Origin of the sequence: Azospirillum sp. TSH58 (assembly GCF_003119115.1) — a bacterium.
GTDB lineage: Bacteria > Pseudomonadota > Alphaproteobacteria > Azospirillales > Azospirillaceae > Azospirillum.
The window spans coordinates 1707555-1732002 of the sequence record NZ_CP022367.1; the positions used below are offsets into that span (position 1 = coordinate 1707555).

The following is a 24448-nucleotide window of genomic DNA, read 5'->3' on the forward strand; positions in this document are numbered from 1 at the left end:
ACGGAGCGGCGGCGCGCGCACCGGTCGAATCCGCGGCGCGCGCTCAGCCGGCGCGAGTGATAGCGGCCTTGCGTGACCGTCCGGTGACGGTTCGATGATGATTGAGGGTACGAACGGACGCGGGAGCCGGCCCGCAGGCGGCGGGTCTGCCACAGCCGGGCATTATTGCGGGTTCGGTGGTTGTCAGCGGGCCGTCATCCACCAATGTGAACGGCAGCCGGGCGGTTCCATGGCCGCCCGCTTCCCACCCGGCATGCCCGCCGTTCGACACTCCACCAAGGAGGCGGCCCGAGAGGCCGAAACCATATGCGTCGTCACCGCCGCGCGAAGATCGTTGCCACGGTCGGTCCCGCCAGCAACACCCCCGAGATGCTGAAGCGGCTGTTCCTGGCCGGCGTCGATACCTTCCGCCTGAATTTCAGCCATGGAACGCACGAGGACCACGCCAAGGTCCACGCCGCCATCCGCGCCCTGGAGGCCGAGGTTGGCCGTCCCATCGGCATTCTTCAGGACCTGCAGGGACCGAAGATCCGCGTCGGCACCATCCGTGACGGCAAGATCACCGTCGCCGCCGGCGAATCGATCCGCTTCGTCCTGTCCGGCGCCGACGGCGACAAGACCGCGATCCCGCTGCCCCATCCGGAAATCTTCGCCGCGGTGATGCCGGGCCACAATCTGCTGATCGACGACGGGCGCGTGCGCGTCGCCGTGACCGGGCTGGGCGACGATTACATCGACGCCAAGGTGGTGATCGGCGGGGCGATCTCCAACCGCAAGGGCGTGAACCTGCCCGACACGGTGCTGGAGCTGTCGCCCCTGACCGCCAAGGACCGCGTCGACCTCGCCTTCGGGCTGGAGCTGGGCGTCGACTGGGTGGCGATGTCCTTCGTGCAGAAGCCGGCGGACCTGCTGGAGGCCCGCGGGCTGATCGGCGACCGCGCCGGGCTGATGTCGAAGATCGAGAAGCCGGCGGCGCTGGACCGCATCGACGACATCATCCGCCTGTCGGACTCGGTCATGGTCGCCCGCGGCGACCTGGGCGTCGAGATCCCGCACGAGGAGGTGCCGGGCCGCCAGAAGGAGCTGGTGCGCGCCTGCCGCCTCGCCGTGAAGCCGGTGATCGTGGCGACGCAGATGCTCGATTCGATGGTCAACGCCCCGACCCCGACGCGGGCCGAGGCGTCCGACGTGGCGACCGCCATCTATGACGGCGCCGACGCGGTGATGCTGTCGGCGGAATCGGCCAGCGGCGCCTTCCCGGTGGAGGCCGTCGAGATGATGGACCGCATCATCCGCAGCACGGAGCAGCACAAGCTCTACCGCTCGATCATCGACGCGTCGGACCCCGGCGAGGAGCAGACGGCGCCGCACGCGGTGGCCGCCGCCGCCGCCGATCTGGCCGAGGTGATCCACGCATCGACCATCGTCGCCTACACTTCCAGCGGCACCACGGCCGCCCGCATCGCCCGGCGCCGCCCGGCGGTGCCGATCCTGGCGATCACCCCGCACAGCGCGGTGTCGCGCCGCCTGTCGCTTCTGTGGGGCGCGCACAGCGTCCTGTCCGCCGACATCCACACCTACGAGGAGATGGTCGAGCGGGCGCTGAGCTTCGCCAAGGAGCAGGGCTTCGCCAAGCCCAACGACCAGATGGTCGTGGTTGCCGGCATTCCGTTCGCGCAGGCGGGGACCACCAACAACCTGCGCGTGGTGCAGGTCGAGGGGTAAAGCGTCGGCAACGGTGCCCCCACCCCGGCCCTCCCCTGCGAAGCGGGGGAGGGCCGGGGTGGGGGCGAGGTTTAGCGCCCCTTGTACGTCTCGCTGTCCATGTGGACGAGCTGGGCCGCCGGGTAGCGTTCGCCCGCTGCAGCACCCGGCGGCAGGGCTTCGGCCAGTCGCGCCAGATCCTCCGCCGACAGGGCGAGGTCCAGGGCGCCCAGAGCCTCGGCCAGACGGTCGCGGCGGCGGGCGCCGACCAGCGGGACGATGTCGCGGCCCTGCGCCGCCACCCAGGCGATGGCGACCTGGGCGACCGAGCCGCCGATGCGCTGGGCGATCTCCCGCAGACGCTCCACCAGCGCCAGATTCCGATCCAGATTCTCGCCCTGGAAGCGCGGGCTGCGGCTGCGGAAATCCTGCCCCGCCCGATCCTTGCTCCAATGGCCGCTGATCAGGCCGCGCGACAGCACGCCGTAGGCGGTGACGCCGATGCCAAGCTCCCGGCAGGTGGGCAGGATGGCCTCCTCGATCCCGCGGGAGATCAGGGAATATTCGATCTGCAGGTCGCTGATCGGATGAACCGCGGCGGCGCGGCGGATGGTTTCCGGTCCGACCTCCGACAGGCCGATGTGGCGGATGTAGCCGGCCTTCACCATGTCGGCCATGGCGCCCACCGTGTCCTCGATGGGAACGCCCGGGTCGAGCCGGGCCGGGCGGTAGATGTCGATGTGGTCCACGCCCAGCCGGCGCAGCGAGTAGGTCAGGAAGTTCTTCACCGCCGCCGGGCGGGAATCGTAGCCGTTCCACCCCATCTCCGGGTCGCGCAGCGCGCCGAACTTGACGCTGATGAGCAGCTTGTCCCGGTCGCGCCCGCGCAGGGCGTCGCGGATGAGCAGCTCGTTGTGCCCCATGCCGTAGAAGTCGCCGGTGTCGAGCAGCGTGATCCCGGCGTCGAGCGCCGCGTGGATCGTGGCGACGCTCTCCTCCTGGTCGGCGGCGCCGTAGAAGTCCGACATGCCCATGCAGCCGAGGCCGATAACCGAGCTGACGGGGCCGGTGGCCCCGAGCGTGCGCTGTTCCATGTTCATGATCCTCTCCGTCCGTCGCGGCGCCGTTTCAGCGCCGCCTTGCCCTGGATGATGACCCGGCCCCATTGATCCGATAAGATGCACAATGCCGAATGGGCTGTTCACTCCACCGAACAATCGGAACACACCGGTATGGACGACACCGACCTGCGCGACCTGCAAGCCTTCGCCGCGGTCGCCCGCCACCGCAGCTTCCGGCGGGCGGCGCTGGAACAGCGCGTGTCCGTCTCCAGCCTCAGCCAGCGGATGCGCGAACTGGAGGAGCATCTCGGCGTCCGCCTGCTGAACCGCACCACGCGCAGCGTCGCCCCGACCGAGGCTGGGGAACAGCTTCTCCGCCGGCTGGAACCGGCGCTGGGCGAGGTGGCCGGCGCCCTGTCCGACCTGCGGGAACGCCAGGGCCGCCCGGCGGGACGGCTGCGCATCAACGCGCCGGCCCCCGCGGCCGATCTGGTGCTGGCCCCGATGGTCACGCCCTTCCTGACCCGCTTCCCCGAGGTGGAACTGGAGATCACCGTGGACATGGCGCTGATCGACATCGTGGCGCGGGGCTACGACGCCGGCGTGCGCTACGAGGAACATCTGGCGCAGGACATGATCGCGGTGCCGCTCGGTCCGCCGCAACGCTACGTGCTGTGCGCGGCGCCGTCGGTTCTGGAACGGTTCGGCGTGCCGGAGCGGCCGGAGGACCTGCTGGGCAAGCCGACCGTGTCCGTCGTCTACGCCAGCGGCGCCCACCCGCCCTGGGAGTTCGAGCGGGACGGGCGCGTCGTGCGCGTCCAGCCGGGCGGCCCCTTCCACGCCGGCCATGTCGGCGTCCAGATCCGCGCGGCCCTGGACGGGCTGGGCTTCCTGCTGACCTTCGACGGCTATGTGGCGGACCACATCGCGTGCGGCCGCCTCGTCGCCGTGCTGGAGGATTGGAGCCAGAGCTTCCCCGGCCCCTTCCTCTACTACCCGTCGCGCCGCCAGCCGCCGGCGGCGCTGCGCGCCTTCCTCGACTTCCTCAAGGACTGGCGCCGGCAGGCCGCGCCGTAAGCGGTCAGACGGTGCAGAGGAAGCGGCGCTCCCCGCCTTCCAGGACCAGCGCGGTCAGCCGGTTGGAGGCGTAGGCGCCGGTGTCGATGCCGATGCGGTTGGAGCGGACGTCCGGCTGCTCGACGATGGTGTGGCCGTGCACGACGAGCTTGCCGTGGTCGAGATGGGAGGTCAGGAACTCCCGCCGGATCCACAGCAGGTCCTCGTCGCGCTGGCGGTGCAGCGGCAGGCCGGGGCGGATGCCGGCATGGACGAACAGGTAGTCGCCGATGGCGACGCTGGAGCGCAGCCCGGCCAGGAAGGCCCGGTGATGGGGCGGCAGAGCCGCGGCGAAGCGCTGGCGGGCCTCCTCCACATGCTCCGGCGGGGCGTCCTCGACGGGGGCCGGAACGCCGTAGCTGGCCAGCGTCGCCCGCCCGCCAAACTCCAGCCAATCCGGTCCGGCCTCCGGCTTGTCGATGAAGTCCATCATCGCGGCCTCGTGGTTGCCGCGCAGATGGATGGCGCCGAAACCGGGCAGGGGCTCCCGGCATAGCCGTTCGATGACCATCGCGGAGTCCGGCCCGCGGTCCACATAGTCGCCGAGAAAGACCAGATACTTGACGAGGTCGGCGCCGCTCGTCGCATCGCGGTCGATCTGCGCCAGCAGCTGGTCCAGCAGATCCAGGCGTCCATGGATGTCGCCCACCGCGTAGACGCGCACGCCCCGCGGCACGAGGCTCGCGGCGGGTTCCGGGTCCGACCACAGTTTGCGCGCAAAGCCGAACACGCTCCGCTCTCCTCCGTCATCGATGGGTGGGTCCTGCCTTGACAGGATAGGGATGACGGCGCGCGCTCTCAAGTCGGACAGCCGCTTGCCCGGACCGCCTTCACCGAATTCATCCACATGGGGCGAGTCGGACTGGAAAGAGCGGGTGCGGTCAAGCGGCCGAAGTGGTTACCCCGGACGGCATTCCCTGGCGGTGCCGTCAGGAACCGGGCATGGCCCGGTCCAGCGCCTCCAGCAGGCCGCCCAGCCGGAACTCCACGGTCCGCCGGTCGAGTCGCGGCCAGTGATAGACCTGGGTCGCGCTGTTCGCCTGCCTCTGGAACTCCAGCCGCAGCGGGCGATCCGAGCGGATCAGCGGCATCAGGCGCTCCATCGGGCCGCAGGTCAGGCCGATGCGCCGCGGCTCCTTGATCGCGGCGAAGCGGCTCAGCATCTCCGTCCCGGCGTCCTCGTCGGTGATGGCGCCCGCAGCGACCTGGGCCAGGAAGCGGGCGAACTCGGGCGGAGCCGCCTCCGGTGCGGCGCCGGCCTGCGGCCCCTCGTCGAGCGCGTCGGCGAGGTCGGAAAGCTGGCGCGGCGTGTAGAAACGCTGCGGCGGGGCTCCGTCCACCGCCAGGGTGACGGGACGGGCGAGCGCGATGGGCTCGTCGAACACGATGTAGAGGGAGGTGCAGGCCGCGTCGCGAACCGCGCTGATGCTCAACTCGCCAAGGCCGCCCCGGTTGTCGGCGAAGGGCTGGACGGCGGACACGGTGCAGCGCTGTCCGGTGCCCTCTCCGGCGCAGACGGCGTCGGAGGCGGCATCGGAAACACGGGCCTCCAGGGCCAGGGCGGGCGTGGCCGTTCCCAGCCCGGCGACCAGCAGGAACAGCCCGATCCGGCGCGTCATCGGCAAATGAATCCTCCTCCGGCGCATGATCTGAACGGGGGACGCTACCAGGGCCGGGCTTTCGTCCTGGTTAATGGTCAGGGCCGATGGGGATGGCGCGAACGCCCGGCACTCCCCCCTTGGTGCCGCGTTCTCGCCGGATTGGACTCTGCTAGGATGTGGGAAAAGAAGGACAAGGGGGAGGGGCGCCATGGACGAGAGCCCGATCCGCGTGCGCCGGTTTCGCGAAATCCTGCTGTGGCCGGTGCAGCTGATGCCGCTGAAGGACGGCGCGCAGATCCAGAACCATTGGGAATGGCTCGGCGGGCCGGACTGTCCCTGGCAGGAGGTGGCGGACGAGTTCACCCAGGACCCCGGCCAGTTCAGCGAGCGCCATTACAGCGAGTTCGTGTCCTTCCTGCCCTATGTGCAGCGCTTCCTCTATGGCGAGGGGGAATCGCGCGACCACCGGCCCGGCTATGGCGGCTCTCCCATCCGCGTCTTCCGGCGGCGCGACGTGGCGGCGCTGACGGTCACCCTGCGGCGGGGGCAGGCGCCGCTGCGCTTCGCCATCGCCCATGTCGATCTGCATTTCTTCCACGACGTCGACGTGGCGATCCTCGTCGTGGAACTGTTCGGCACGGATCTGCCGCTGGACCGCGTGCAGGACACGCTGTTCCGGCTGGGCCGCACCTATCCGCCTGCCTGGGAGCCGGACGGCAGCGCCGCGCAATGCCCGCACCGCGTCGAATGGATCGGCGCCGACGGCGCCGTGCTCGCCGTTTCCGATTATGAGCGGAAGGCGGAGTATCTGTCCTTCGTGTGCCACCACCGGGCGCCGCGCATCGCCGCCCACTGGTCGTTCCTTCTGCGCCCCCTGGTCCACCACCACTCGGAGGAGATCGGGCTGCTGCGCTACCGCCAGCTCGAATATCAGCGGATGCCGGCCATGGCCTACCTGTCGCTGGACGAGCCGGAACGGCTGGAGCGGGCGGACTGGGTGCGGCTGGGCTTCGCCACCTCGCCTGGGCCAGGCCCGAGGCCGGGGCCGGGGCCGGGATCGGAATCGGGGGAGGCCATGCCCTTCGCGCCGGCCTTCCTGGAGGGATTCGAGCAGCGCTATTGCTACGACCGCTATTGGGACCCGCGGGCGCCCGGCGCCTGGACGCGCAGCCGCATCCTGTGCTGCGGCCATTCGCTGGTCATGGTGGGGCCGGAGGGCGACGCCTTCTTCACCGACGCGGAAACCGGGCTGCTCGGCCAGTTCCGGCACCAGTATTTCCTGCTCGGGCTGGTCGTGCATTTCCACCGCGCCGCGCTGGTGATGCTGTCCGACCGGCTGGTGCTGGCGGTCAGCCAGCTCGACATCGGGGCCGTGGAGTCGGTGAAGCGATTCAAGCGCGACATCCGGCAGGTGTTCGAGATCTTCCTGCGCTTCACCCACCGCTATTGGTTCCACGAGCTGTCGATCCAGGGGCCGCTGCGCGACCTGTTCCGCCTGTGGGCCGGGCATCTCGGCACCGACCGCCTCTACGCCGAGGTGCGGGACGAGGTTCAGGACATGTCGGACTATCTCGACAGCGACGGGCTGCGGCGGCAGGCCAACACGGTGCTGCGGCTGACCGTGGTCACGGTGGTCAGCACCATCGGGACGCTGGTCACCGGATTCCTCGGCATGAACCTGCTCGCCATGGCCGACGACCCGCTGCCGGTGCGGATTCTGTTCTTCCTGTTCGTCCTGCTGGCGACGGTCGGGCTCATCGCCTTCAGCGTGTTTCGGTCCAAGCGTCTGGCCGATTTCCTGGAGGCCCTGTCGGACGAACGGCTGCCGGGGCGGAGCAAGCTGGCGCTGCTGACGAAGGTGTGGGAGCGCCCGAGTCGCCGCACCGGGCCGCCCTTGTGAGCCGGCGGCAGCGGATGGCGCCCTGTTTCGAAGAAAAACCGGAAGGATAGGGCGCCGCTGCCCCGAATGGAGATGGCGGGCGCCAAAGAACAGGCGGGATGCAGGAACCAGCCGGCCAAGCTCGCGTTCTTGTCAGCGAAAGCTCCACATTTGGGAGGACGCCATGAGCATCGGCACCATTCTGCTTATCATTTTGATTCTCGTTCTAATCGGCGCGGTTCCGGCCTGGCCGCACAGCCGCGGTTGGGGCTATGGCCCCAGCGGCATCCTCGGCGTGCTGCTGCTGGTCCTGATCGTGCTGCTGCTGATGGGCCGCATCTGACGGGGAACCCGCCACGGCAACCTATCACGGCAACCCATCCGGGCAAACCAACGCGCGGGCGCCGTTCCCGTTCCGCCACCGGCCTCTGGGCGTCACGCTCCGGGGCTGCGGCCGGGACGGGAACGGCGCCCGTTGCGCATGACGAACATCAGCCAGCCGATCGGTCCCAGGATCAGCACCATCACCACCCAGCCGGCCCGCGGGCCGAAGGGGCAGCGCGTGCCGGGGGGCGGGCGCCACGGGCCGCCGCGTCGTGACAGCATCACATGAAGGAGGGGCGCGCCGTAGAGGGCGAACAGGATCAGCCAGGGTGCGAGGTCTTGTGCCATGGCGGCATGCTACCCCAGAACGGGTGGCCGCTCCCACCACGGAGCAACGGGACCTGCGTCGTGGGCGCTTGTTCAGCACTGTGTTCAAATGGTAATACCGCAACGCAGGAATGGATTTCATGCGTATGAGGCATGGTTGCGCCGCAAACCGGTGGGCGATTATCCTCAGCGGCGTCCGATAAGCCGAAAGGCGGATATCATGGCGGTTGAGATCGAGCGGCGGTTTCTGGTGCGGAGGGACATCCGTCTCCTGTGTCGAAACGGCCTGTCCATCGTCCAGGGGTATCTGCCCTCCGACGACGGCCGGACGGTGCGGGTCCGGGTCGCCGGGCCGGACGCCACGCTGACCGTCAAAGGCCCCCGTCGCGGCCTGTGCCGCGATGAGGTCGAACACCCGCTTCCCCTCGATCTCGCTCTTGGTCTGCTGCGCCACAGTTGCCGTGACGGCCTGATCGAGAAGACCCGTTACCTCGTCCATCACCATGGTCTCTGCTGGGAAGTCGACGTGTTCGGCGGCGAGAACGCCGGTCTGGTGATCGCCGAGGTCGAACTGTCCCATCCCGACCAGGTCGTTCCGCTCCCCGATTGGGTGGGGGCGGAGGTCACGCACCGGGCGGCCTACAGCAACTCCGCCCTGTCGCGCAGCCCGATCCGCCACTGGGTCAGCGCCGCCTAAATCTTCTCCCGGTGAAAAAAGAAGCCCCGGTCCGAAGGGGGGACCGGGGCCAAGGCTGCGTGGATGACTGTGTGCAGCGCAGCAATCCGCGTGCCAGACTGTGCGGAAACTCCGGCGATGCGCCGAAAGGGGAACGCAGCGCGGCGCCGTCCTGTTGCAAAAGAGCCGTCCGGACGGGCGGAGGGCAACGGCGAACGGGAGTCTGGCACGATGACCCAGTACGAGAACCGGTGGAAGGACGAGGCCCGCAACGTGGACGATGACGATCGTCGCGACGTCCGCGATCGCAATGAATTTGGGCGCGGCGCCTACGGCGCAGGCGGTTACCCCCGGAGTGACTACGAAAGCGGCGGTTCCGGCGGGCGCGATCCCAGCCGCCGCTGGGGCAGCGATTGGGGCCACGCCGAGCGCGGCTGGCATCGCGACGACCGCATCCGGGATGAGCGCTACCGCGACGAACCCATCGGCATGGCGCGGGAGCGCAACTTCTGGGAGCAGGCGGGTGACGAGGTCGCCTCCTGGTTCGGCAACGACGACGCCGAGCGCCGCCGCCAGGAGGACGAGCGGCGCGCCCAGTTCCGAGGGCGCGGCCCTCGCGGCTACACCCGGTCGGACGAGCGGATCCTCGACGATCTGAACGACCGGCTGACCGAGGACCCCTATCTCGACGCCACGGACATCACGGTGTCCGTGTCGGGCGGCGAGGTCACTCTGGACGGCACGGTGGACGACCGCGTGGCCAAGCGCCGCGCCGAGGATCTGGCCGACGCCATCTCCGGCGTCCGTCACGTCCAGAACAATCTGCGCCTTCGCGAGCCGGGCGGCACGATGGCCATTTGATGGCCATAGATGGCCGGATGCCGCTGAGCGCTGACGGAACGCCCCCGCTCCAGGCCGGAGCGGGGGCGTTCGCGCGTTTGCTCAGCCTGTGCTCAGTGGGCGGTGCTGCCGGTGCCTTCGGCGATGAAGGGGCTGTACTGCTTGTCCACCGACTGGATGTGCTCGATGAACCACTCCTTCAGGAGCAGGATCAGGTCGATGCGCAGCATCATCTCGTTGCTGTCGTCATCGTCCAGGGTCAGTTTGTGAACCTCGTCGATGAAGTAGCGGTGCGCCGCGCGATGGGCGTCGAGGCCGGGATAGCCCTGCTGCTCCATCAGCGCCTCCTCCCGCTTGAAATGCACGGTCGTGTATTCCTGCAAGCCCCCCAGCAGCCCGGACAGGCTGGCGCGGTCTTTCTCCGCGATGCCGGCCTTCAGAAGATGGTTGAACATGTCGAGCAATTTTCTGTGGTCGTCGTCGAGAATTTCGACGCCGACGCTCATCGATTTATCCCAGGCAACATGTTGCATCGGATCAATCCTTTCAGAGGGCCGGGTCAGGCGAGTATAGGGGGCGCGGAAATCTTGTAATGCGATGTTAAAACCGGCAACCGCGGCGGCACAAGCGGCAAAAAACCGCAGGCCGGAGGTTGCACCGCACCCTGTTGACCTTGTGGGGCGGCAAAGGATGTGCTTCCCCGCGCGGCGTCCAGGCATTATGAAAATGCAAGGGATCTGCGGAGTTCGGGACAATGGCGCTGCTGGACGATATTCTGGAGAAGAAGCGGGTTCTGGACGACGCCCGGCCCATGCCGTTGCCGGTGGTCCGCGATCTGGCCGACCGCTTCGAGCGCGGCCTGACCACCGCCTGCCTCCTCGTGGAAGGGGTGGAACTGTCCCCCGAGGACATCCGCATGGTGCTCGACCGCGGTGCGGTTCTGCGCAGCCGTCCGGCCGACCCGCAGCGCCTCGCGCTCAACCACCGCGCCGCGCTGGAACTGATGGCCCGCCTGTCCTTCCAGGGCGGCGGGGTGGTGACGGAGCGCACCATCGCGGCCTTCCACGGCGTGCTGTACCAGGGAATCGACACCAACGCCGGGCGCTACCGTGACGGCCCGTTGAAGGACGACGCCGGCGCCTCCCCCGATCCGGCGAAGGTGCGGGTGTCGATGTCGGCGCTGTCGGGCTGGCTGCGCCGGACGGAGCCGGGGCCGGAGGCGGCTTTCGAGGCGCATCACCGGCTGATGAGCGTCCGTCCCTTCTTCCAGGGCAACGCCGCGACCGCGCTTCTGCTGTGCAACCTCATCCTGAACCGCGCCGGTTTCCCGCCGGTGGTGGTGACCGAGGAGGATCGCGACATGTATGGCGCGATGGTGGAGCGCGCCTGGTCTCTCGGCGACAAGACGCCGTTCCGCGACCTGATGATGCGCCTGCTCGACCGCAGCCTGAACCTGTGCCTGCGCAGCGCCGCCCGCGCCCTCCGCGATTTCGAGCCGGACGAGGACGGCTTCGGCGCCGCCCACGAGGAGGAGGGCTACGGCCGGCGTCCCTGACGGGACGTGACGGTCAGCCCCGCGCCGGCAGCAGCAGGCGCGACGGCCGGGCGCCGCCGCCGTGGATCAGCAGGGTGATCGGCTGCGCGTCCACCAGCCGGGTTTCGCCCGGCTCCGCCCCGGTTCCCGGATTGACGGGGTAGGCCGGGAAGCAGGACCCGGCGAGGCTGAGGCGCAGCGCGCTTCCGGCCGGCAGCGTCGCGCAGAGGGCGCGCAGAGCCACCGGCATGGGTCGCTGCTCGCCGCCCGGCTCCACCCGCGCGTGCCCCTGGCTGAGCGGCAGCACGCGCCCGTCCGGCAGCACGGCGGACAGGACGGCGCTGACGTCGAAGGATGGCGCGTCGGCCTCCACCCAGATCTCCAGGGATGCCTGACCGGACAGCGTCAGCGGCGCCGCGAGCGGGGCGGTGTCGTAGACCGCCACGTCGGGGCGGGTGTCGACGGCGGCGCGGTCGCGTGGGCCGGCGTCGGGCACGGCGTGGCCGCCCACGGTGGGCACCGGGTCGCGCGGGTCGTGGACCAGCACATCAAGGAAGGACTCGTCCGGCACGCCCTCGCGCAGAGCGCCGCCTTGCCGCGTGGCGAGGCCGTCGCTGGACAGGTGCAGCGGCAGCGCGGCGGGCGGCAGGGCCGGCAGGTCGCGCCAGCGGCGCTCCAGAACGTCGAACAGGCGGATCGGGCCGCCGCGGTCCGCGCCGTTCATCTCCCCTTTCAGGAAGCGCTCGAACCAGCCGAGCTGCAGGGCGTCGAAGGACGGCAGGTCGGACGGCGCCCGACCGTCGCCATGGGACCCCTCGGTCCGGGGGTGGAGCGCCACGCCCTGGCGATCCCATGGGCCGACCATCAGGCGGACGGTGCCGTCGCCGCCGGCGGACAGGGCTTCGTGCGCCGCCAGGGTGCCGGTCAGGCGCGGGTCGTACCAGCCGCCGATCTGAAGAACGGAAACCTCGCCGACGCCGCCTGACAGGGCGTGCCGTGGCGACAATTCGTCCCAGCTTCCGCCCGGTCCGGGCGTGGTCAGCCAGTCGTCGTAATGGCAGTGGCGCGCGTAGTCGCGCAGCACCCGCGGGCGGGACGGGATCTCGTCGTCCAGCGGAAGGGCGCGGATCCCTTCCAGGAGCGCGCGGTAGGCCGCGCCGTCCTCCAGCCGGCGGGCCGACTCCGCCGCGCAGTGCAGCGCCCAGCCCATCGCGTCGGCCAGCCGGAAGGCGCCGCCCTCCGTCGCCCAGTCGGTGAAGACGTCCCAGCCGGCCAGCGCCGGCACCACCGCGCGCAGCGCGGCGGGCCGCTCTGCCAGGGCCAGAAGCTGCGCCATCCCGGCGTAGCCGCTGCCATACATGCCGACGGTGCCGTTGGAACCGGGCAGGGATGCCGCCCAGGCCACCGCGTCGGCGCCGTCCTCGCGCTCCGCCTCGAAGGGGCGGAAACGGCCCTCCGACGTGCCGCGCCCGCGCACGTCCTGCACCACGACGACATAGCCGCGGGCGGCGTACCAGCGCGGGTGCGCGTAATGGCTGGTCATCGCCGTGCGCCGCCCGCAGGCCAGACGCAGCAGCAGGACCGGCCAGGGACCGACGCCGTCGGGTCGGTAGAGGTCGGCGTCCAGCCTCAAGCCGTCGCGTGTCCGCATGGAGACGGTTTCGGGAGGCCGGACGGCCAGAAGGGGCGGCTGTTCGAGAATCACCGGGGCCATATGGGTCATGGGGCGCCCTGCCGAGCAACTGTGACCGGCAACTCTCGCAAGCGCTGTGCCATGAGCGGTCCAAACCCTCTTCCCCCCTCTGGGGAGAGGGCTGGGTGAGGGGGATTTACGCCCGGCGGGGCGGAGAAAAGCCTTCACCGCGTGACGCGGGCCGCCTCCGGCGCCCCCTCATCCTGATCTTCTTCCCAGAGGGGAGAAGGGACCGTGTCGCGCTGCTTCCGCACAAAGGATAGGCAGACGCCTTTCCGGAAGGCGCTTTTTACGAATCGTAGCTCATCAGCGAGACGCTGGGCACATCCAGCTTGTCCCGGCCGTTGAGGAAGGTCAGCTCGACCAGGAAGGCGGCGGCGCGGACGTCGGCGCCGACGCGGCGCAGCAGGCTGATCGCCGCGGCCATGGTGCCGCCGGTCGCCAGCAGATCGTCCAGGACGACCACGCGCTGGCCGGGCTTCACGGCGTCGGCCTGAACCTCGATGGTGTCGGTGCCGTATTCCAGGTCGTAGGAGTGGGCGACCTTGTCGCCGGGCAGCTTGCCGTGCTTGCGCACCATGATGAAGCCGGTGCCGAGCGCCAGGGCCAGCGGGGCGGCGATCAGGAAGCCGCGGGACTCGATGCCCACCAGCAGCTCCGGCTTGTGCGGGCGCAGCGCCTCGGCCAGCTGGTCCACCGCTTCCTTCCACGCCTCGGCGTGAGCCAGCAGCGGGGAGATGTCGTAGAAGAGGATGCCGGGCTTGGGGAAGTCGGCGATGCCGCGGATGTGGTTCTTCAGATCGATGGGGTTCGGCATGGTGAAAAGGTTCCTGTGCAACGGCGGCGCCATACTATCGGGGCGGACCTCGGCGTGCAAACCACCGCTGCGCGGCTGTTTTTCCCCGGCTTGAGGTTGACCATCGGGGGGGCTTGCGGCCAAGTTCCTCTCCACAAGCATGAGCATCGCCGCATGGCGGCACCGGAAGGGAAGGGCAGGACGGGGCATGGCGCGCGAAAGGGCGTGGTTGGAATCGTCGCGCGCCGGCGACGGTGAGTGGCGGCTGACGGCTCTCGGTCAATGGGATTTGAAGGCCGCCGGGTCCCTGTCGGGCACGCTCGACGGCTTCGCGCTGGACGGCGGCGGGGCGGTCAGCCTCGACCTGTCGCGGCTGGACGCCATGGACACGGTGGGCGCCTATCTGCTGTCCGCCCTCTCCGACCGGCTGAAGGCGGCGGGCCACGGCGTCGATCTGGCCGCCATCCGCCCGGAGCACGCCGCCCTGTTCGACGCCGTGCGCGAGGTCGGCCCCCCGCCGGTCGAGCGGGCTCAGACGCACCGCCCCATCATCGACATGCTGGAGCGCACCGGGCGCACCGCCGTGGACGGGCTGCGCGAGGGGCGGGACCTGCTGTCCTTCCTCGGCCTCATCGCCATCACCTTCGGGCGGCTGATCGTGAATCCGCGGCGGCTGCGCTTCCGCTCGGTGATGTTCCACATCGAGCAGACCGGGCTGAACGCCCTGCCGATCCTCGGGTTGCTGTCCTTCCTGATCGGCGTGGTGCTGGCCTTCCAGGGGGCGGACCAGCTCCGCCGCTTCGGGGCGGAGCTGTTCGTGGTCAATCTGCTGGGCGTGTCCATCCTGCGCGAGATCGGCATCCTGATGACGGCGATCATCGTGGCGGGGCGCTCCGGCTCGGCCTTCACCGCGCAGATCGGCACCATGAAGGTGAACCAGGAGGTGGACGCCATCAGCACGCTGGGTCTGGACGTGGTGGAGCTTCTGGTGGTGCCGCGCGCGCTGGCCCTGATGATCACCCTGCCGCTGCTGGCCTTCTACGCCGACATCATGGGGCTGTTCGGCGGTGCGGTGATGAGCTACGCGACGCTGGACATCACCTTCGGGCAGTTCATCCGCCAGCTTCACGGCGCCGTCACGCTGCCGCATTTCCTGGTTGGACTGGTGAAGGCGCCGGTCTTCGCGCTGGTGATCGCCATGGTCGGCTGTTACGAGGGGCTGAAGGTCTCCGGCAGCGCCGAGAGCGTGGGCACGCTGACCACCAAGTCGGTGGTGGAGTCCATCTTCCTGGTGATCGTCCTGGACGCGGTCTTCTCCGTCCTGTTCTCCTTCCTCAGGCTGTGAGGGGCCGTGGCGCCGTTTGACGACACACAACCGGATGCGCAGGACGCGGTGATCCGCGTGCGCGGGCTGGTCACGCGCTTCGGCCCGCAGGTGGTCCATGACGGGCTCGACCTCGACGTGCGGCGGGGGGAGGTGCTGGGCGTGGTCGGCGGCTCCGGCACCGGCAAGTCGGTCCTGCTCAAGGAGATCCTCGGCCTGATCCGCCCGGCGGACGGCCGGATCGAGCTGCTGGGCCACGACACCGCCGGCCTGCCGGAGGCGGAGCGGGTGGCGCTCCAGGCGCGCACCGGCGTGCTGTTCCAGAACGGCGCGCTGTTCAGCTCGATGACCGTGGCGCAGAACGTCATGGTGCCGCTGCGCGAGCACACCGACCTCTCGGCGGCGCTGGCGGCGGAGATCGCGCGGGTCAAGATCGCCATGTCCGGCCTGCCGCCCAACGCCGGGGCGAAGTTCCCGTCGGAGCTGTCGGGCGGCATGATCAAGCGCGCCGGGCTGGCCCGCGCGCTGGCGCTCGACCCCGACATCCTGTTCCTCGACGAGCCGACCGCCGGGCTGGACCCCATCGGCGCCGCCGCCTTCGACCAGCTGATCCGCAACCTCCAGCGCAGCCTGGGCCTGACCGTCTTCATGGTCACCCACGACCTGGACAGCCTGACCTCCATCTGCGACCGCATCGCCGTGCTGGTGGACAAGAAGATCCGGGTCGGCACGCTGGAGGAGCATCTCCGGGACCCGCATCCCTGGATTCACGACTATTTCCACGGACCGCGCGGCCGCGCCGCGCGCCATGCAGAAAGCTGACCGGACGCCATGGAAACCCGCACCAGCTACATCCTCGTGGGCAGCTTCGTGTTGGCCTTGCTCGCCGGCCTCTTCGTCTTCACCGTCTGGGTCGCCAAGATCCAGCTGGAGGAGACGCGCCAGCCCTATTACATCTACTTCACCGGCTCGGTGACCGGCCTGCAGGAGGGCAGCCCGGTGCGCTACCGCGGCATCCCCGTGGGCACGGCGACCGACATCCGTCTGGACCCCAACGACGTCAGCCGCGTGCGCGTGCGGATCGAGGTGCAGGAAGGCACGCCGATCAAGACCGACTCCATCGCCTCGCTGGAGGTCCAGGGCATCACCGGCGGCGCCTACGTCCAGATTTCCGGCGGCACGGAGATGAGCGAGCTTCTGCGCACCGCGCATGACGGCGGCATCCCGGTGATCCCGTCGCGCCCGTCGTCGCTGACGGTCTTCGTGGACGCCGCCCCGCAGCTTCTGAACCGCGCTCTCGACCTGACCAACCGGGTGGCGGACCTGCTGACCCCGCAGAACCAGGCGGCCATCGCCGAGATCCTGGCGAACACCCGCGACCTGACCGGAGAGTTGGCCCGCGCCAGCCAGGGGCTGGACAGCACGCTCGCCCAGGCCAACCGCACGCTCCAGGGCTTCGAGACGGTCGGTCCGCAGCTCGGCCAGACGATGGAGCAGGCGCAGCGCACGCTGGCCGCGGTGGAGAGCGGCACCAAGACGCTGACCGGCGACCTGCACACGCTGGCCGGATCGCTGAACAAGACGGCCAACCAGCTCAACGCCATGATCGGCGAGAACCGCGGGGCGCTGCGCGATTTCACCGGCGGCGGGCTGTATGAACTGACCTTGCTGATCTCGCAGTTGCGCGACCTGTCGGGGCAATTGTCCCGCGTCGTGACGCGGATCGAGAACGACCCGTCGAACTTCCTGTTCGGCGGAACCCGCCAGGGCGTGGAGGTGCGTGGACGATGACGAGCCGTTTCAAGAACGCGATGGGAGCGGCCCTGCTGGCGCTGGGCTTGGGCGGTTGCGCGGCGCTGAACCCCACCGCGCCCAGCCTCTACACCCTGACGCCGGGAACCGTGGCCGAGTCCGGGCTGCCGCGGGTGAGCTGGCAGTTGCTGGTGGAGCCTCCGGCGGCCAGCGCCGGCATCGACACGCCGCGCATCGCGGTCACCCGCTCCGCCACCGCTCTCGACTACTTCGCCGGGGTGTCCTGGGCCGACCGGGCGCCGAACATGGTGCAGGGGCTGATCGTCCAATCCTTCGAGGACAGCCGGCGGATCGTCTCGGTCGGCCGGGATTCGGCGGGCCTGCGTTCCGATTTCCTGCTGAAGACGGAACTGCGCGATTTCCAGGCGGAGTTCACCACCGCCAACGCCACGGTGCCGGACCGGGTGCGGGTGCGGCTGTCGGCCAAGCTGGTCGCCATGCCCCAGCGCACCATCGAGGCGGGCGAGACCTTCGACGCCGTGGTGCCGGTGCGCGGCACGGATTTCTCCGACGTGATCGCCGCCTTCAACACGGCCCTGGGGCAGGTGGAAGGCGCGCTGGTGGAATGGACCCTGCGGCGGGGCGAGGCGGTGTTCCGTGCGGACGCCGGCCGGACCAACGCGGCGGGCGTCCGTTAAGGAAAGCGCTTGCTAAGCGTACAAAGCCTCATACGTAATAGGGATCAAGGAAGGGCAGGGGCTGACGGGGCAGAGCATCCGATGATCGAGCTTTCGGAGCTTTCGCGCGACGAGTTGCAGGCGATGTCGGAGGCCGCGCGGGAGGTCCGGCTGTGCCAGCGCGTGCTCGCCAAGACCGGCGACACGGTGGTGGGGGAGCTTCTGCGCGGGCACGGCACGCTCTACGAATGGCGCCACTACCCGCCGGGCGACGTCTACGACGCCGAGTATCACGCCCAGTATTATTACCACTGCCACCCCGAGGACGAGCGGCCCGACGGCGAGCACGGCCACTTCCACACCTTCCTGCGCCCGCTGGGCATGCCGCCGGGCATGGAGCCGGTGCCGCTGCGGGATTACGAGGAGCCGGACAACCCCAACGACGCGCTGTCCCATCTGGTAGGGATCGCCATGGACGTGGCGGGGCAGCCGGTGCGCCTGTTCACGACGAACCGCTGGGTGACGGGGGAGACGTGGTACGCGGCCGACGACGTGATCCGCATGCTCGACGGCTTCACCGTCGACCACGCCCGCCCGTCCTGGCCGGCGAACCGCTGGATCACCGCGATGATGCGGCTGTTCCGGCCGCAGATTCTCAGCCTGCTGCAGGAGCGCGACCGGACCATCGCCGCCTGGAGCGACCGCCATCCCGACGCCTGGGTCTACGAGGACCGGACGCTGGAGGTCACGTCGCAGATTTTGATTTCGGTGGAGGAGCAGATCGCTGCGGTGGATCACGCGCTGCGCGGCGTGCGGCGGCGGTCCTCCGTGCTGCCGGAACCGCCGCGCTTCGTCGCGCCTTGAAAAATTTCACGCCTTGAAAAATTACCCTCTCCCGGGGCGGGAGAGGGCCCGGGAGAGGGAATGCCTCACACCGGCAGCAGCGCCTTGCCGGTGGTGCCCGGAACCTGCCGGGCCTGGGCCATCACCGCCTTCTGGACCTTCTCGAAGGCGCGCACTTCAAGCTGGCGCACGCGCTCGCGCGAGACGTGGAAGTGCTGGCTCAGTTCCTCCAGAGTCAGCGGCTCGTCGCGCAGGCGGCGGGCCACCAGGATCTGGCGCTCGCGGTCGTCCAGAACGCCCAGCCCCAACTTGAGGAACTGCTGACGGCGCTTGCGCTCCTCCGCGCCGGCCAAGATCGCCTCCTGGTCGGGGCTCTCGTCGGCGAGCAGGTCCAGCCATTCGCTGTCGCCATCCTCGGCCAGGGTGGCGTTCAGCGAGCGGTCGGTGCCCAGGCGGCGGTTCATCTCGATCACGTCGGCCTTGGAGACGTCCAGCTCCGTCGCGATGCTCTCCACCGCTTCCGGAGACAGGTCGCCGCCGAAGCTGCCGTTCTCGGCATCCTGCAACTGCGCCTTCAGCCGGCGCAGGCTGAAGAACAGCTTCTTCTGCGCCGCCGTGGTGCCGATCTTCACCAGCGACCAGTTGTGCAGCACATATTCCTGGATCGCCGCCCGGATCCACCAGGACGCGTAGGTGGCGAAGCGGAACCCCTTGTCGGGGTCGAACTTCTGGGCCGCCTGCATGACGCCGACGTTGCCCTCGGCGATCAGGTCGGACAGCGGCAGACCGTAGCCCTGATAGCCGCGGGCCATTTTGAAAACGAGCCGGAGGTGGCTGCCGATCAGCTTGTCGAGGGCGCGGCGGTCCTGCCGCTCCCGCCAGCGGATGGCGAAGTCGCGTTCCTGCTCGGGGGTGAGGTAGTCGTACTTGCGGGTTTCTTTTAGAAAGAGGGTGAGGGGTTCGCCAGAAACTGCCAGTTCCGTCAAAGAGCTTCTCCTGATTCCGGCATCCTCGGGAAACACCCTGCAATGAACCGATGGCCTCCGTTCCGGCTGGCCGGCGGGGCCATCGGAGCGGGGTGGGATCGGCTGTGGCCCAGGGCCGGCCGTGACTGTGTGGATGTCGGCAAGAGCTTAGAAATAAGAGGTCGCCGCCGCCGTTCAAGGGGTGGGGGGAAAGAAAGTATCCGCAGCCGGAAAACGGGAACTCTGCGCGACAGGCCGCGTTGGGGGTCGCGTCGGGTCGGCTGGATTCGGCCCGGTGACCGCCAACGGAGGGCCGCGGCCATGGACCTCGATCCCCTGCTTCTGTCACGAATCCAGTTCGCTTTCGTGATTTCTTTTCACATCCTTTTCCCCTCTTTTACGGTGGGTCTGGCCTGCTGGATCGCGGTTCTGGAGGCGCGCTGGCTGATGACCGGCAAGGCGCTGTACCGCAGCCTGTCGGAATTCTGGACGCGGATCTTCGCCATCTCCTTCGGCATGGGCGTGGTCTCGGGAATCGTGATGACCTACCAGTTCGGCACGAACTGGAGCCGCTGGTCCGACATCGTCGGCAACGTGCTGGGTCCGCTGATCCAGTACGAGGTGGTGACCGCCTTCTTCCTGGAGGCCGCCTTCCTCGGCATCCTGCTGTTCGGGCGGGACCGCGTGCCGCGGGGCGTCCATTTCCTGGCGGCTGTTCTGGTGGCCACGGGAACGGTGATCTCGTCCTTCTGGATTCTGTCCGCGAACAGCTGGATGCACACACCGGCCGGGGCGGAATTGCGGGACGGGCGGTTCTTCGTCACCGACTGGTGGGCGGTGGTGTTCAATCCATCCTTCCCCTACCGGCTCGCCCACATGCTGACGGCGATGTTCCTGACCACCGGATTCGTGGTGGCGGGCATCAGCGCCTTCTACCTGCTGCGCAACCGCTTCCTGGACCACGCGCGGGTCGGGCTCAGCATGTCGCTGGCGCTCATCACCGTCCTGGCGCCCTTGCAGATCTTCCTGGGCGACCTGCACGGGCTGAACACGCTGGAGCACCAGCCGGCCAAGATCGCCGCGATGGAGGGCCATTGGGAGGGCGGGGCGCGGGCGCCGCTGATCCTGTTCGCCATCCCCGACAACGAGGCGGAGGCCAACCACGCGGAAATCGCCATTCCCGCCCTGTCCAGCCTGATCCTGACCCACGATTGGGACGGGGTGGTTCCCGGACTGAAGAGCTTCCCGGTGGCGGACCGGCCCAACCCGGAGATCCTGTTCTGGACCTTCCGCATCATGGTGGGGATCGGCATGGTCATGCTGGCGGTGGCGCTGATCCATCTGGTGCAGCGGGTGCGCGGGAAGCTCTACAGCCCGCACTGGTTCCACAAGGTTCTGGTCGGCTGCATGCCGCTGGGCTTCGTCGCCATCCTGGCCGGCTGGTTCACGACCGAGATCGGACGCCAGCCCTGGGTGGTCTACGGGATGATCCGCACGGCGGACGCGGTGACCCCGGCCCTGACCGGTGGGGCGGTGCTGACCTCCCTGATCGTCTTCATGGCGGTCTACACCGTCATCTACGGGGCCGGGACCTATTACCTGTTCCGGCTTCTGACCATCGGCCCGGCGCGGCTGAACGACGAGGATCTGGAGGTCCCGGCGGTGGCGCAGGGCCATCAGCCGAAGCGGCCCCTGTCGATGCCCGGCGAATCCATCGAACCCGCGGAGTGACGTCCATGGAAGGCAGTCTGCTGACCCTCGCCTGGGTCGCCATCGTTGGATTCGCCGTCTTCATGTATGTGCTGATGGACGGCTTCGACCTCGGCATCGGCATCCTCTACCCCTTCGCCCCGAGCGAGGAGGCGCGGGACGTCATGATGAACTCCGTGGCGCCGGTCTGGGACTTCAACGAGACGTGGCTGATCCTCGGCGGGGCGGGGCTGTTCGCGGCCTTTCCCATCGCCTACGCCATCGTCCTGCCGGCCATGTATCTGCCGCTGCTGTTGATGCTGATCGCATTGATCTTCCGCGGCGTGGCCTTCGAGTTCCGCTTCAAGGCGCGGAGCAGCCGCCATCTCTGGAACAAGGCCTTCTTCCTGGGCTCGCTGCTCGCCACCTTCGCGCAAGGGGTGGTTCTCGGCTCGTTCCTTCAGGGGATCGAGGTGGAGGGGCGCAACTTCGCCGGGACCATGCTGGACTGGCTGACCCCTTTCAGCCTGTTCTGCGGCGTGGCCCTGATCGCCGGCTACGCGCTTCTGGGAAGCACGTGGCTGATCTGGCGGACCATCGGGATTTTGCAGGACTGGTGCTTCCGCGTGGCGCGCCGGCTGCTGATCGTGGTGCTGGTTCTGGTCGCGGCGGTCAGCCTGTGGACGCCCTTCCTGGACGCCTCCATCGCCACGCGCTGGTTCTCGGTTCCCAACATCCTGCTGCTGTCGCCGGTGCCGCTGATGGTCGGCTTCCTCGCCTTCGGCCTGTGGCGGGCGCTGGACGAGGGGCGGGAGGTGCTGCCCTTCGCTTTCGCCATGGGGCTGTTCGCCCTGTCCTACCTGGGGCTGGCGATCAGCCTGTGGCCGGTGCTGATTCCGCCCGGCATCACCGTCTGGCAGGCCGCCGCCCCGCCGGAGACGCAGGTCTTCCTGCTGATCGGCATGGCCTTCCTGATCCCGACGATCCTGGTCTACACCGCCTACAGCTACTGGGTCTTCCGCGGCAAGGTGACGGGCGCCATCGGTTATCATTGAAGGCGGCTATCATTGAGCGTGGCCATCATTGAGCCGGGCCCCGCCCCTGGCGTACAACAGCCGACCCCTTTCGACGGAGACCGCGCCATGACCCCAGACATCGCCCCGGACATCAGCTTCGCCGAGGTGATGCTGCGCAAGGGTGCGGAGCTGTTGCAGGACACGCCTTCGGAGGACGCGGCGGAGGAGGCGGTGAACATCATGGCCCGCCGCCTCGCCATCGCCGCCACGATGGACGCGCCGCTGGTCGTCCACACCGAGGGCGGCGGCCGGCCGGAGATGTTCGAGGAGGCGATGCGGCTGTCCGGCGTCTCCGCCGGGGAGCGCGCCGCCGCCCTGGCCGAGGCCCGGCAGGCGGAGCGGGCCGTGGTGTTCGAGTTCGACGGCACCGGCCCGCTGACCGGCAACCGCGTGGTCGCCGCCGTGATCCGTCCGGAGGACCGGCCGGACCTTCTGGAGGCCTACATCGCCATCGGGCGCCTGCGCGACGGCGCCGCCCAGGTGACCGTCGCCCCGGCGACCCTGCGCCTCGATGTCCGCGCGCTGGCGGAGACGCTGGCGCTGATCGGTCCGGCGGCGCAGCACAGCGTCAACGCCGCCAACGCCGCCATGGCCCACGCGGCGGGCATCACCGCCCTGCCGGGGCATGAGCTGGACAGCATGCCGGGCGCCCTGGTCGCGCTCTACTGGCACGCCTTCTGCCTGTCCTCGGCCCGCACGCGGCTGCGCCCCACCGGGCCGAACGCCCCGACCCTGCATTGAGCGCCGGAGAGCGGCCCGTGAGGGTGCTGTTCCGCGCCGACGCCGGGGCGTCCATCGGGGCCGGGCATGTCATGCGCTGCCTCGCGGTGGCGGAAGCCGTGCGGGAGCTGGGCGGCGACGCCCACTTCGCCGCGGCGAGCCTGCCGCCGGCCTTGGCGGACCGTCTGCGCTCGGCCGGCATGGCTTTTCACCGGATCGACGCGGAGGCCGGCGGCGCCGCCGACCTCGCCGCGACCCGCACCGTCGCGGCGGAAACCGGCGCTTCCGCCATCGTGCTGGACGGCTACGGGTTCTCGGAGGGCTGGCGGGCCGGGCTGGTTGGGATGGGGCTGTCCGTTCTCGCCTTCGACGACGCCGGAACGGGCGAGCCGATCCACGCCGGGCTGATCGTCAACGCCGCGCCGGACGCCGCGTCGCTGCCCTACCGCAAGGGAAACCCCGACGCCCGGCTGCTGCTCGGCCCGGCTTACGCCCCACTGCGGCGGGAGGTGCGGGAGGCCGCCGCGGTGCCCAAGCCGCCGTTGGAGGAGCGCCGCGGCCTGCTGGTGACCTTCGGCGGCTCCGACCCGCTGGGGCTGACGGCACCGGTGATCGAGCGCCTCGCCCCCTGCCTGCCATCGGGCGTTTGGCTGGACGTGGCGGTCGGCGGGGCGGTGCGCGACGCGGCGGCGGTGGAGGCCGTGGCGGAGCGTTTCAAAGACAGCGTGCGGCTGCACCACGACACGCCGCGCATGGGGCATCTGATGGCGCAGGCCGGGCTGGCCGTTTCGGCGGCGGGCACCACGACCGGGGAATTGGCGGCCATCGGCACGCCCGCCGTCCTCGTCACCATCGCCGACAACCAATTGGAGGGCGCCCGCCAGTCGGAGGCTCTGGGCTGGTGCGCCCTGGTGCCCGGACAGACCGAAGCTGCTCCGGAGCGGATCGCCGACGTGGCGCTGGAGCTTTGGGCCGATCCGGCGCGGCGGCGGGCCATGGCGGACAAACTGGCGGGGATCGTCGATGGCCAGGGCGCCCTGCGCATCGCGCGGGCGCTGGCGGAGGTCGTCACCCGGCGGTGAAGCCGCCGTCCACGGGCAGCACGGTCCCGGTCACCCAGCGCCCGCTGTCGGCCAGCAGATAGGCCACCGCGTCGGCCACGTCCTGCGGCGCGCCGTAACCCAGCGGGTGGGCGGCGGCGAGCGCGGCGTTCTGCTCCGCCGGCAGCATGGCGAACTGCTTCTCCGCCTTGGCGCCCAGAACCACCGCCGGCGCGACCACATTGACGCGGATTCGCTTGTCGGCCAGCTCCAACGCCAGCGATTGCGCCACCGAGACCAGCGCCGCCTTGCTCGCCGAATAGAGCGAGCGGCCCTTCTGCCCCTTCAGCCCGGCGACCGAGCCGACATAGACGATCGAGCCGCCACCCGGCGCGAACACGCCCTTCTGGTGGAAGCCGCGCGCCAGCATCAGCGACGCCCCGACGTTCAGCGTGAAATAACGGTCGAACTGCGCCCGGTTGACCTGCCGCAGCACGGAGTAGCCCTGCTCCGACGCGGAATGGACCAGACCGGCGAAGGGACCGCCCGCCTCGGCCAGCCCCTTCATCCAGCCGGGGATGGCGTCCAGATCGGTCAGGTCGAAGGGGGCGACGCCGTGCCGCTCCGGCCCGTCCAGCAGAGCGCGGGTGGCCTCCAGCGCGTCGGCGCGTCGGCCGACCAGCGTCAGCGCGGCGCCCAGCCCGGCCAGCGTCCGGCAGATCTCCCGCCCGATGTCGCTGTCGGACGAGGCCCCGGTCACCAGCAGGCGCCGTCCCGTGAGGTCGAGCGGGTTGCGCATGGCCAAGCGGCT

25 protein-coding genes are annotated in these 24448 nt (G+C 69.6%); 16 read left to right on the forward strand and 9 right to left on the reverse strand.

The genetic code is table 11. The features are described from left to right. Positions 1-306: 306 nt before the first annotated feature. Positions 307-1725 (forward strand): pyruvate kinase, encoded by a 1419-nt coding sequence (gene pyk, locus TSH58p_RS29190; RefSeq protein WP_109071681.1) that lies wholly within the window; start codon positions 307-309, stop codon positions 1723-1725. A gap of 71 nt (positions 1726-1796) precedes the next feature. Here the strand turns inward: pyk and TSH58p_RS29195 are convergent, their stop codons facing one another. Beyond that, positions 1797-2798, reverse strand: a complete 1002-nt coding sequence (locus TSH58p_RS29195) for an aldo/keto reductase (protein ID WP_109071698.1) — start codon at positions 2796-2798, stop codon at positions 1797-1799. Positions 2799-2936: 138 nt separating this feature from the next. Between TSH58p_RS29195 and TSH58p_RS29200 the strand changes: the two genes are divergently transcribed. After that, the gene (locus tag TSH58p_RS29200) at positions 2937-3842 is read left to right on the forward strand and encodes a LysR family transcriptional regulator (protein ID WP_109071680.1); all 906 of its coding nucleotides are present in this window, start codon (positions 2937-2939) and stop codon (positions 3840-3842) included. A 4-nt stretch (positions 3843-3846) separates the two neighbouring features. Here TSH58p_RS29200 and TSH58p_RS29205 read toward each other — a convergent pair whose 3' ends face one another. Further along, positions 3847-4611: a metallophosphoesterase family protein gene (locus TSH58p_RS29205; protein WP_109071679.1), complete on the reverse strand. Its 765-nt coding sequence runs from the start codon at positions 4609-4611 to the stop codon at positions 3847-3849. A 199-nt stretch (positions 4612-4810) separates the two neighbouring features. Continuing rightward, positions 4811-5500, reverse strand: coding sequence for a hypothetical protein (locus TSH58p_RS29210; protein ID WP_109071678.1), 690 nt, complete (start codon positions 5498-5500; stop codon positions 4811-4813). A gap of 190 nt (positions 5501-5690) precedes the next feature. Between TSH58p_RS29210 and TSH58p_RS29215 the strand changes: the two genes are divergently transcribed. Further along, positions 5691-7382: a CorA family divalent cation transporter gene (locus TSH58p_RS29215; protein WP_109071677.1), complete on the forward strand. Its 1692-nt coding sequence runs from the start codon at positions 5691-5693 to the stop codon at positions 7380-7382. Positions 7383-7545: 163 nt separating this feature from the next. After that, a complete protein-coding gene (locus TSH58p_RS29220) occupies positions 7546-7704 on the forward strand; it encodes a DUF3309 family protein (RefSeq protein ID WP_014198602.1) in 159 nt (52 codons plus the stop codon). Positions 7705-7796: 92 nt separating this feature from the next. On the opposite strand, the gene TSH58p_RS29225 is transcribed toward TSH58p_RS29220, so the two are convergent. Beyond that, a complete protein-coding gene (locus tag TSH58p_RS29225; protein WP_109071676.1) occupies positions 7797-8033 on the reverse strand; it encodes a hypothetical protein in 237 nt (78 codons plus the stop codon). A 199-nt stretch (positions 8034-8232) separates the two neighbouring features. Between TSH58p_RS29225 and TSH58p_RS29230 the strand changes: the two genes are divergently transcribed. Together TSH58p_RS29230 and TSH58p_RS29235 are read left to right on the forward strand one after the other, a co-directional pair. Beyond that, entirely contained in the window at positions 8233-8709 is a 477-nt protein-coding gene (locus TSH58p_RS29230; RefSeq protein WP_109071675.1) for a CYTH domain-containing protein, read from the forward strand. A 210-nt stretch (positions 8710-8919) separates the two neighbouring features. Then, positions 8920-9549 (forward strand): BON domain-containing protein, encoded by a 630-nt coding sequence (locus TSH58p_RS29235; protein ID WP_109071674.1) that lies wholly within the window; start codon positions 8920-8922, stop codon positions 9547-9549. 92 nt (positions 9550-9641) lie between these two features. Here the strand turns inward: TSH58p_RS29235 and TSH58p_RS29240 are convergent, their stop codons facing one another. Next, positions 9642-10034 carry a bacteriohemerythrin gene (locus tag TSH58p_RS29240; protein WP_109071673.1) on the reverse strand — a complete coding sequence of 131 codons (393 nt, stop codon included), beginning with the start codon at positions 10032-10034 and terminating at the stop codon, positions 9642-9644. 248 nt (positions 10035-10282) lie between these two features. Between TSH58p_RS29240 and TSH58p_RS29245 the strand changes: the two genes are divergently transcribed. Then, positions 10283-11083, forward strand: a complete 801-nt coding sequence (locus TSH58p_RS29245; protein WP_109071672.1) for a Fic family protein — start codon at positions 10283-10285, stop codon at positions 11081-11083. 13 nt (positions 11084-11096) lie between these two features. Here the strand turns inward: TSH58p_RS29245 and TSH58p_RS29250 are convergent, their stop codons facing one another. Continuing rightward, positions 11097-12785, reverse strand: coding sequence for a CocE/NonD family hydrolase (locus TSH58p_RS29250; RefSeq protein WP_109071671.1), 1689 nt, complete (start codon positions 12783-12785; stop codon positions 11097-11099). 259 nt (positions 12786-13044) lie between these two features. Beyond that, a complete protein-coding gene (locus TSH58p_RS29255) occupies positions 13045-13560 on the reverse strand; it encodes an adenine phosphoribosyltransferase (RefSeq protein WP_035678983.1) in 516 nt (171 codons plus the stop codon). Positions 13561-13759: 199 nt separating this feature from the next. Here TSH58p_RS29255 and TSH58p_RS29260 point away from each other — a divergent pair, with 199 nt between their 5' ends. The 5 genes from TSH58p_RS29260 (at position 13760) to TSH58p_RS29280 (ending at position 18168) form a co-directional block, all read left to right on the forward strand. Then, positions 13760-14896: an MlaE family lipid ABC transporter permease subunit gene (locus tag TSH58p_RS29260; protein ID WP_247874217.1), complete on the forward strand. Its 1137-nt coding sequence runs from the start codon at positions 13760-13762 to the stop codon at positions 14894-14896. Between the two features lie 6 nt (positions 14897-14902). Beyond that, on the forward strand, positions 14903-15697 hold the full coding sequence (locus tag TSH58p_RS29265; protein ID WP_109071669.1) for an ABC transporter ATP-binding protein: 795 nt from the start codon (positions 14903-14905) through the stop codon (positions 15695-15697). Between the two features lie 9 nt (positions 15698-15706). Then, positions 15707-16666 (forward strand): MlaD family protein, encoded by a 960-nt coding sequence (locus tag TSH58p_RS29270; RefSeq protein WP_109071668.1) that lies wholly within the window; start codon positions 15707-15709, stop codon positions 16664-16666. Further along, a complete protein-coding gene (locus tag TSH58p_RS29275) occupies positions 16663-17325 on the forward strand; it encodes an ABC-type transport auxiliary lipoprotein family protein (RefSeq protein ID WP_109071667.1) in 663 nt (220 codons plus the stop codon). Before TSH58p_RS29270 ends, TSH58p_RS29275 begins: the two co-directional genes overlap by 4 nt. Positions 17326-17406: 81 nt before the next feature. Then, positions 17407-18168, forward strand: coding sequence for a hypothetical protein (locus tag TSH58p_RS29280; protein ID WP_109071666.1), 762 nt, complete (start codon positions 17407-17409; stop codon positions 18166-18168). 65 nt (positions 18169-18233) lie between these two features. Here TSH58p_RS29280 and rpoH read toward each other — a convergent pair whose 3' ends face one another. Then, a complete protein-coding gene (rpoH, locus tag TSH58p_RS29285) occupies positions 18234-19133 on the reverse strand; it encodes an RNA polymerase sigma factor RpoH (protein WP_109071665.1) in 900 nt (299 codons plus the stop codon). A 300-nt stretch (positions 19134-19433) separates the two neighbouring features. On the opposite strand from rpoH, the gene TSH58p_RS29290 reads away from it, so the two are divergent. The 4 genes from TSH58p_RS29290 to pseG all read left to right on the forward strand — a co-directional run bounded on the left by TSH58p_RS29290 (position 19434) and on the right by pseG (position 23679). Beyond that, positions 19434-20843: a cytochrome ubiquinol oxidase subunit I gene (locus TSH58p_RS29290; RefSeq protein ID WP_109071664.1), complete on the forward strand. Its 1410-nt coding sequence runs from the start codon at positions 19434-19436 to the stop codon at positions 20841-20843. A gap of 5 nt (positions 20844-20848) precedes the next feature. Next, positions 20849-21856 (forward strand): cytochrome d ubiquinol oxidase subunit II, encoded by a 1008-nt coding sequence (gene cydB, locus TSH58p_RS29295; RefSeq protein WP_109071663.1) that lies wholly within the window; start codon positions 20849-20851, stop codon positions 21854-21856. A gap of 87 nt (positions 21857-21943) precedes the next feature. Further along, a complete protein-coding gene (locus tag TSH58p_RS29300; RefSeq protein WP_247874216.1) occupies positions 21944-22618 on the forward strand; it encodes a hypothetical protein in 675 nt (224 codons plus the stop codon). 17 nt (positions 22619-22635) lie between these two features. After that, positions 22636-23679 carry a UDP-2,4-diacetamido-2,4,6-trideoxy-beta-L-altropyranose hydrolase gene (gene pseG, locus TSH58p_RS29305; RefSeq protein WP_109071662.1) on the forward strand — a complete coding sequence of 348 codons (1044 nt, stop codon included), beginning with the start codon at positions 22636-22638 and terminating at the stop codon, positions 23677-23679. Here pseG and TSH58p_RS29310 read toward each other — a convergent pair. Beyond that, the gene (locus TSH58p_RS29310) at positions 23666-24436 is read right to left on the reverse strand and encodes an SDR family NAD(P)-dependent oxidoreductase (RefSeq protein ID WP_109071661.1); all 771 of its coding nucleotides are present in this window, start codon (positions 24434-24436) and stop codon (positions 23666-23668) included. The two genes, pseG and TSH58p_RS29310, sit on opposite strands and share 14 nt — an antisense overlap. Between the last annotated feature and the right edge of the window lie 12 nt (positions 24437-24448).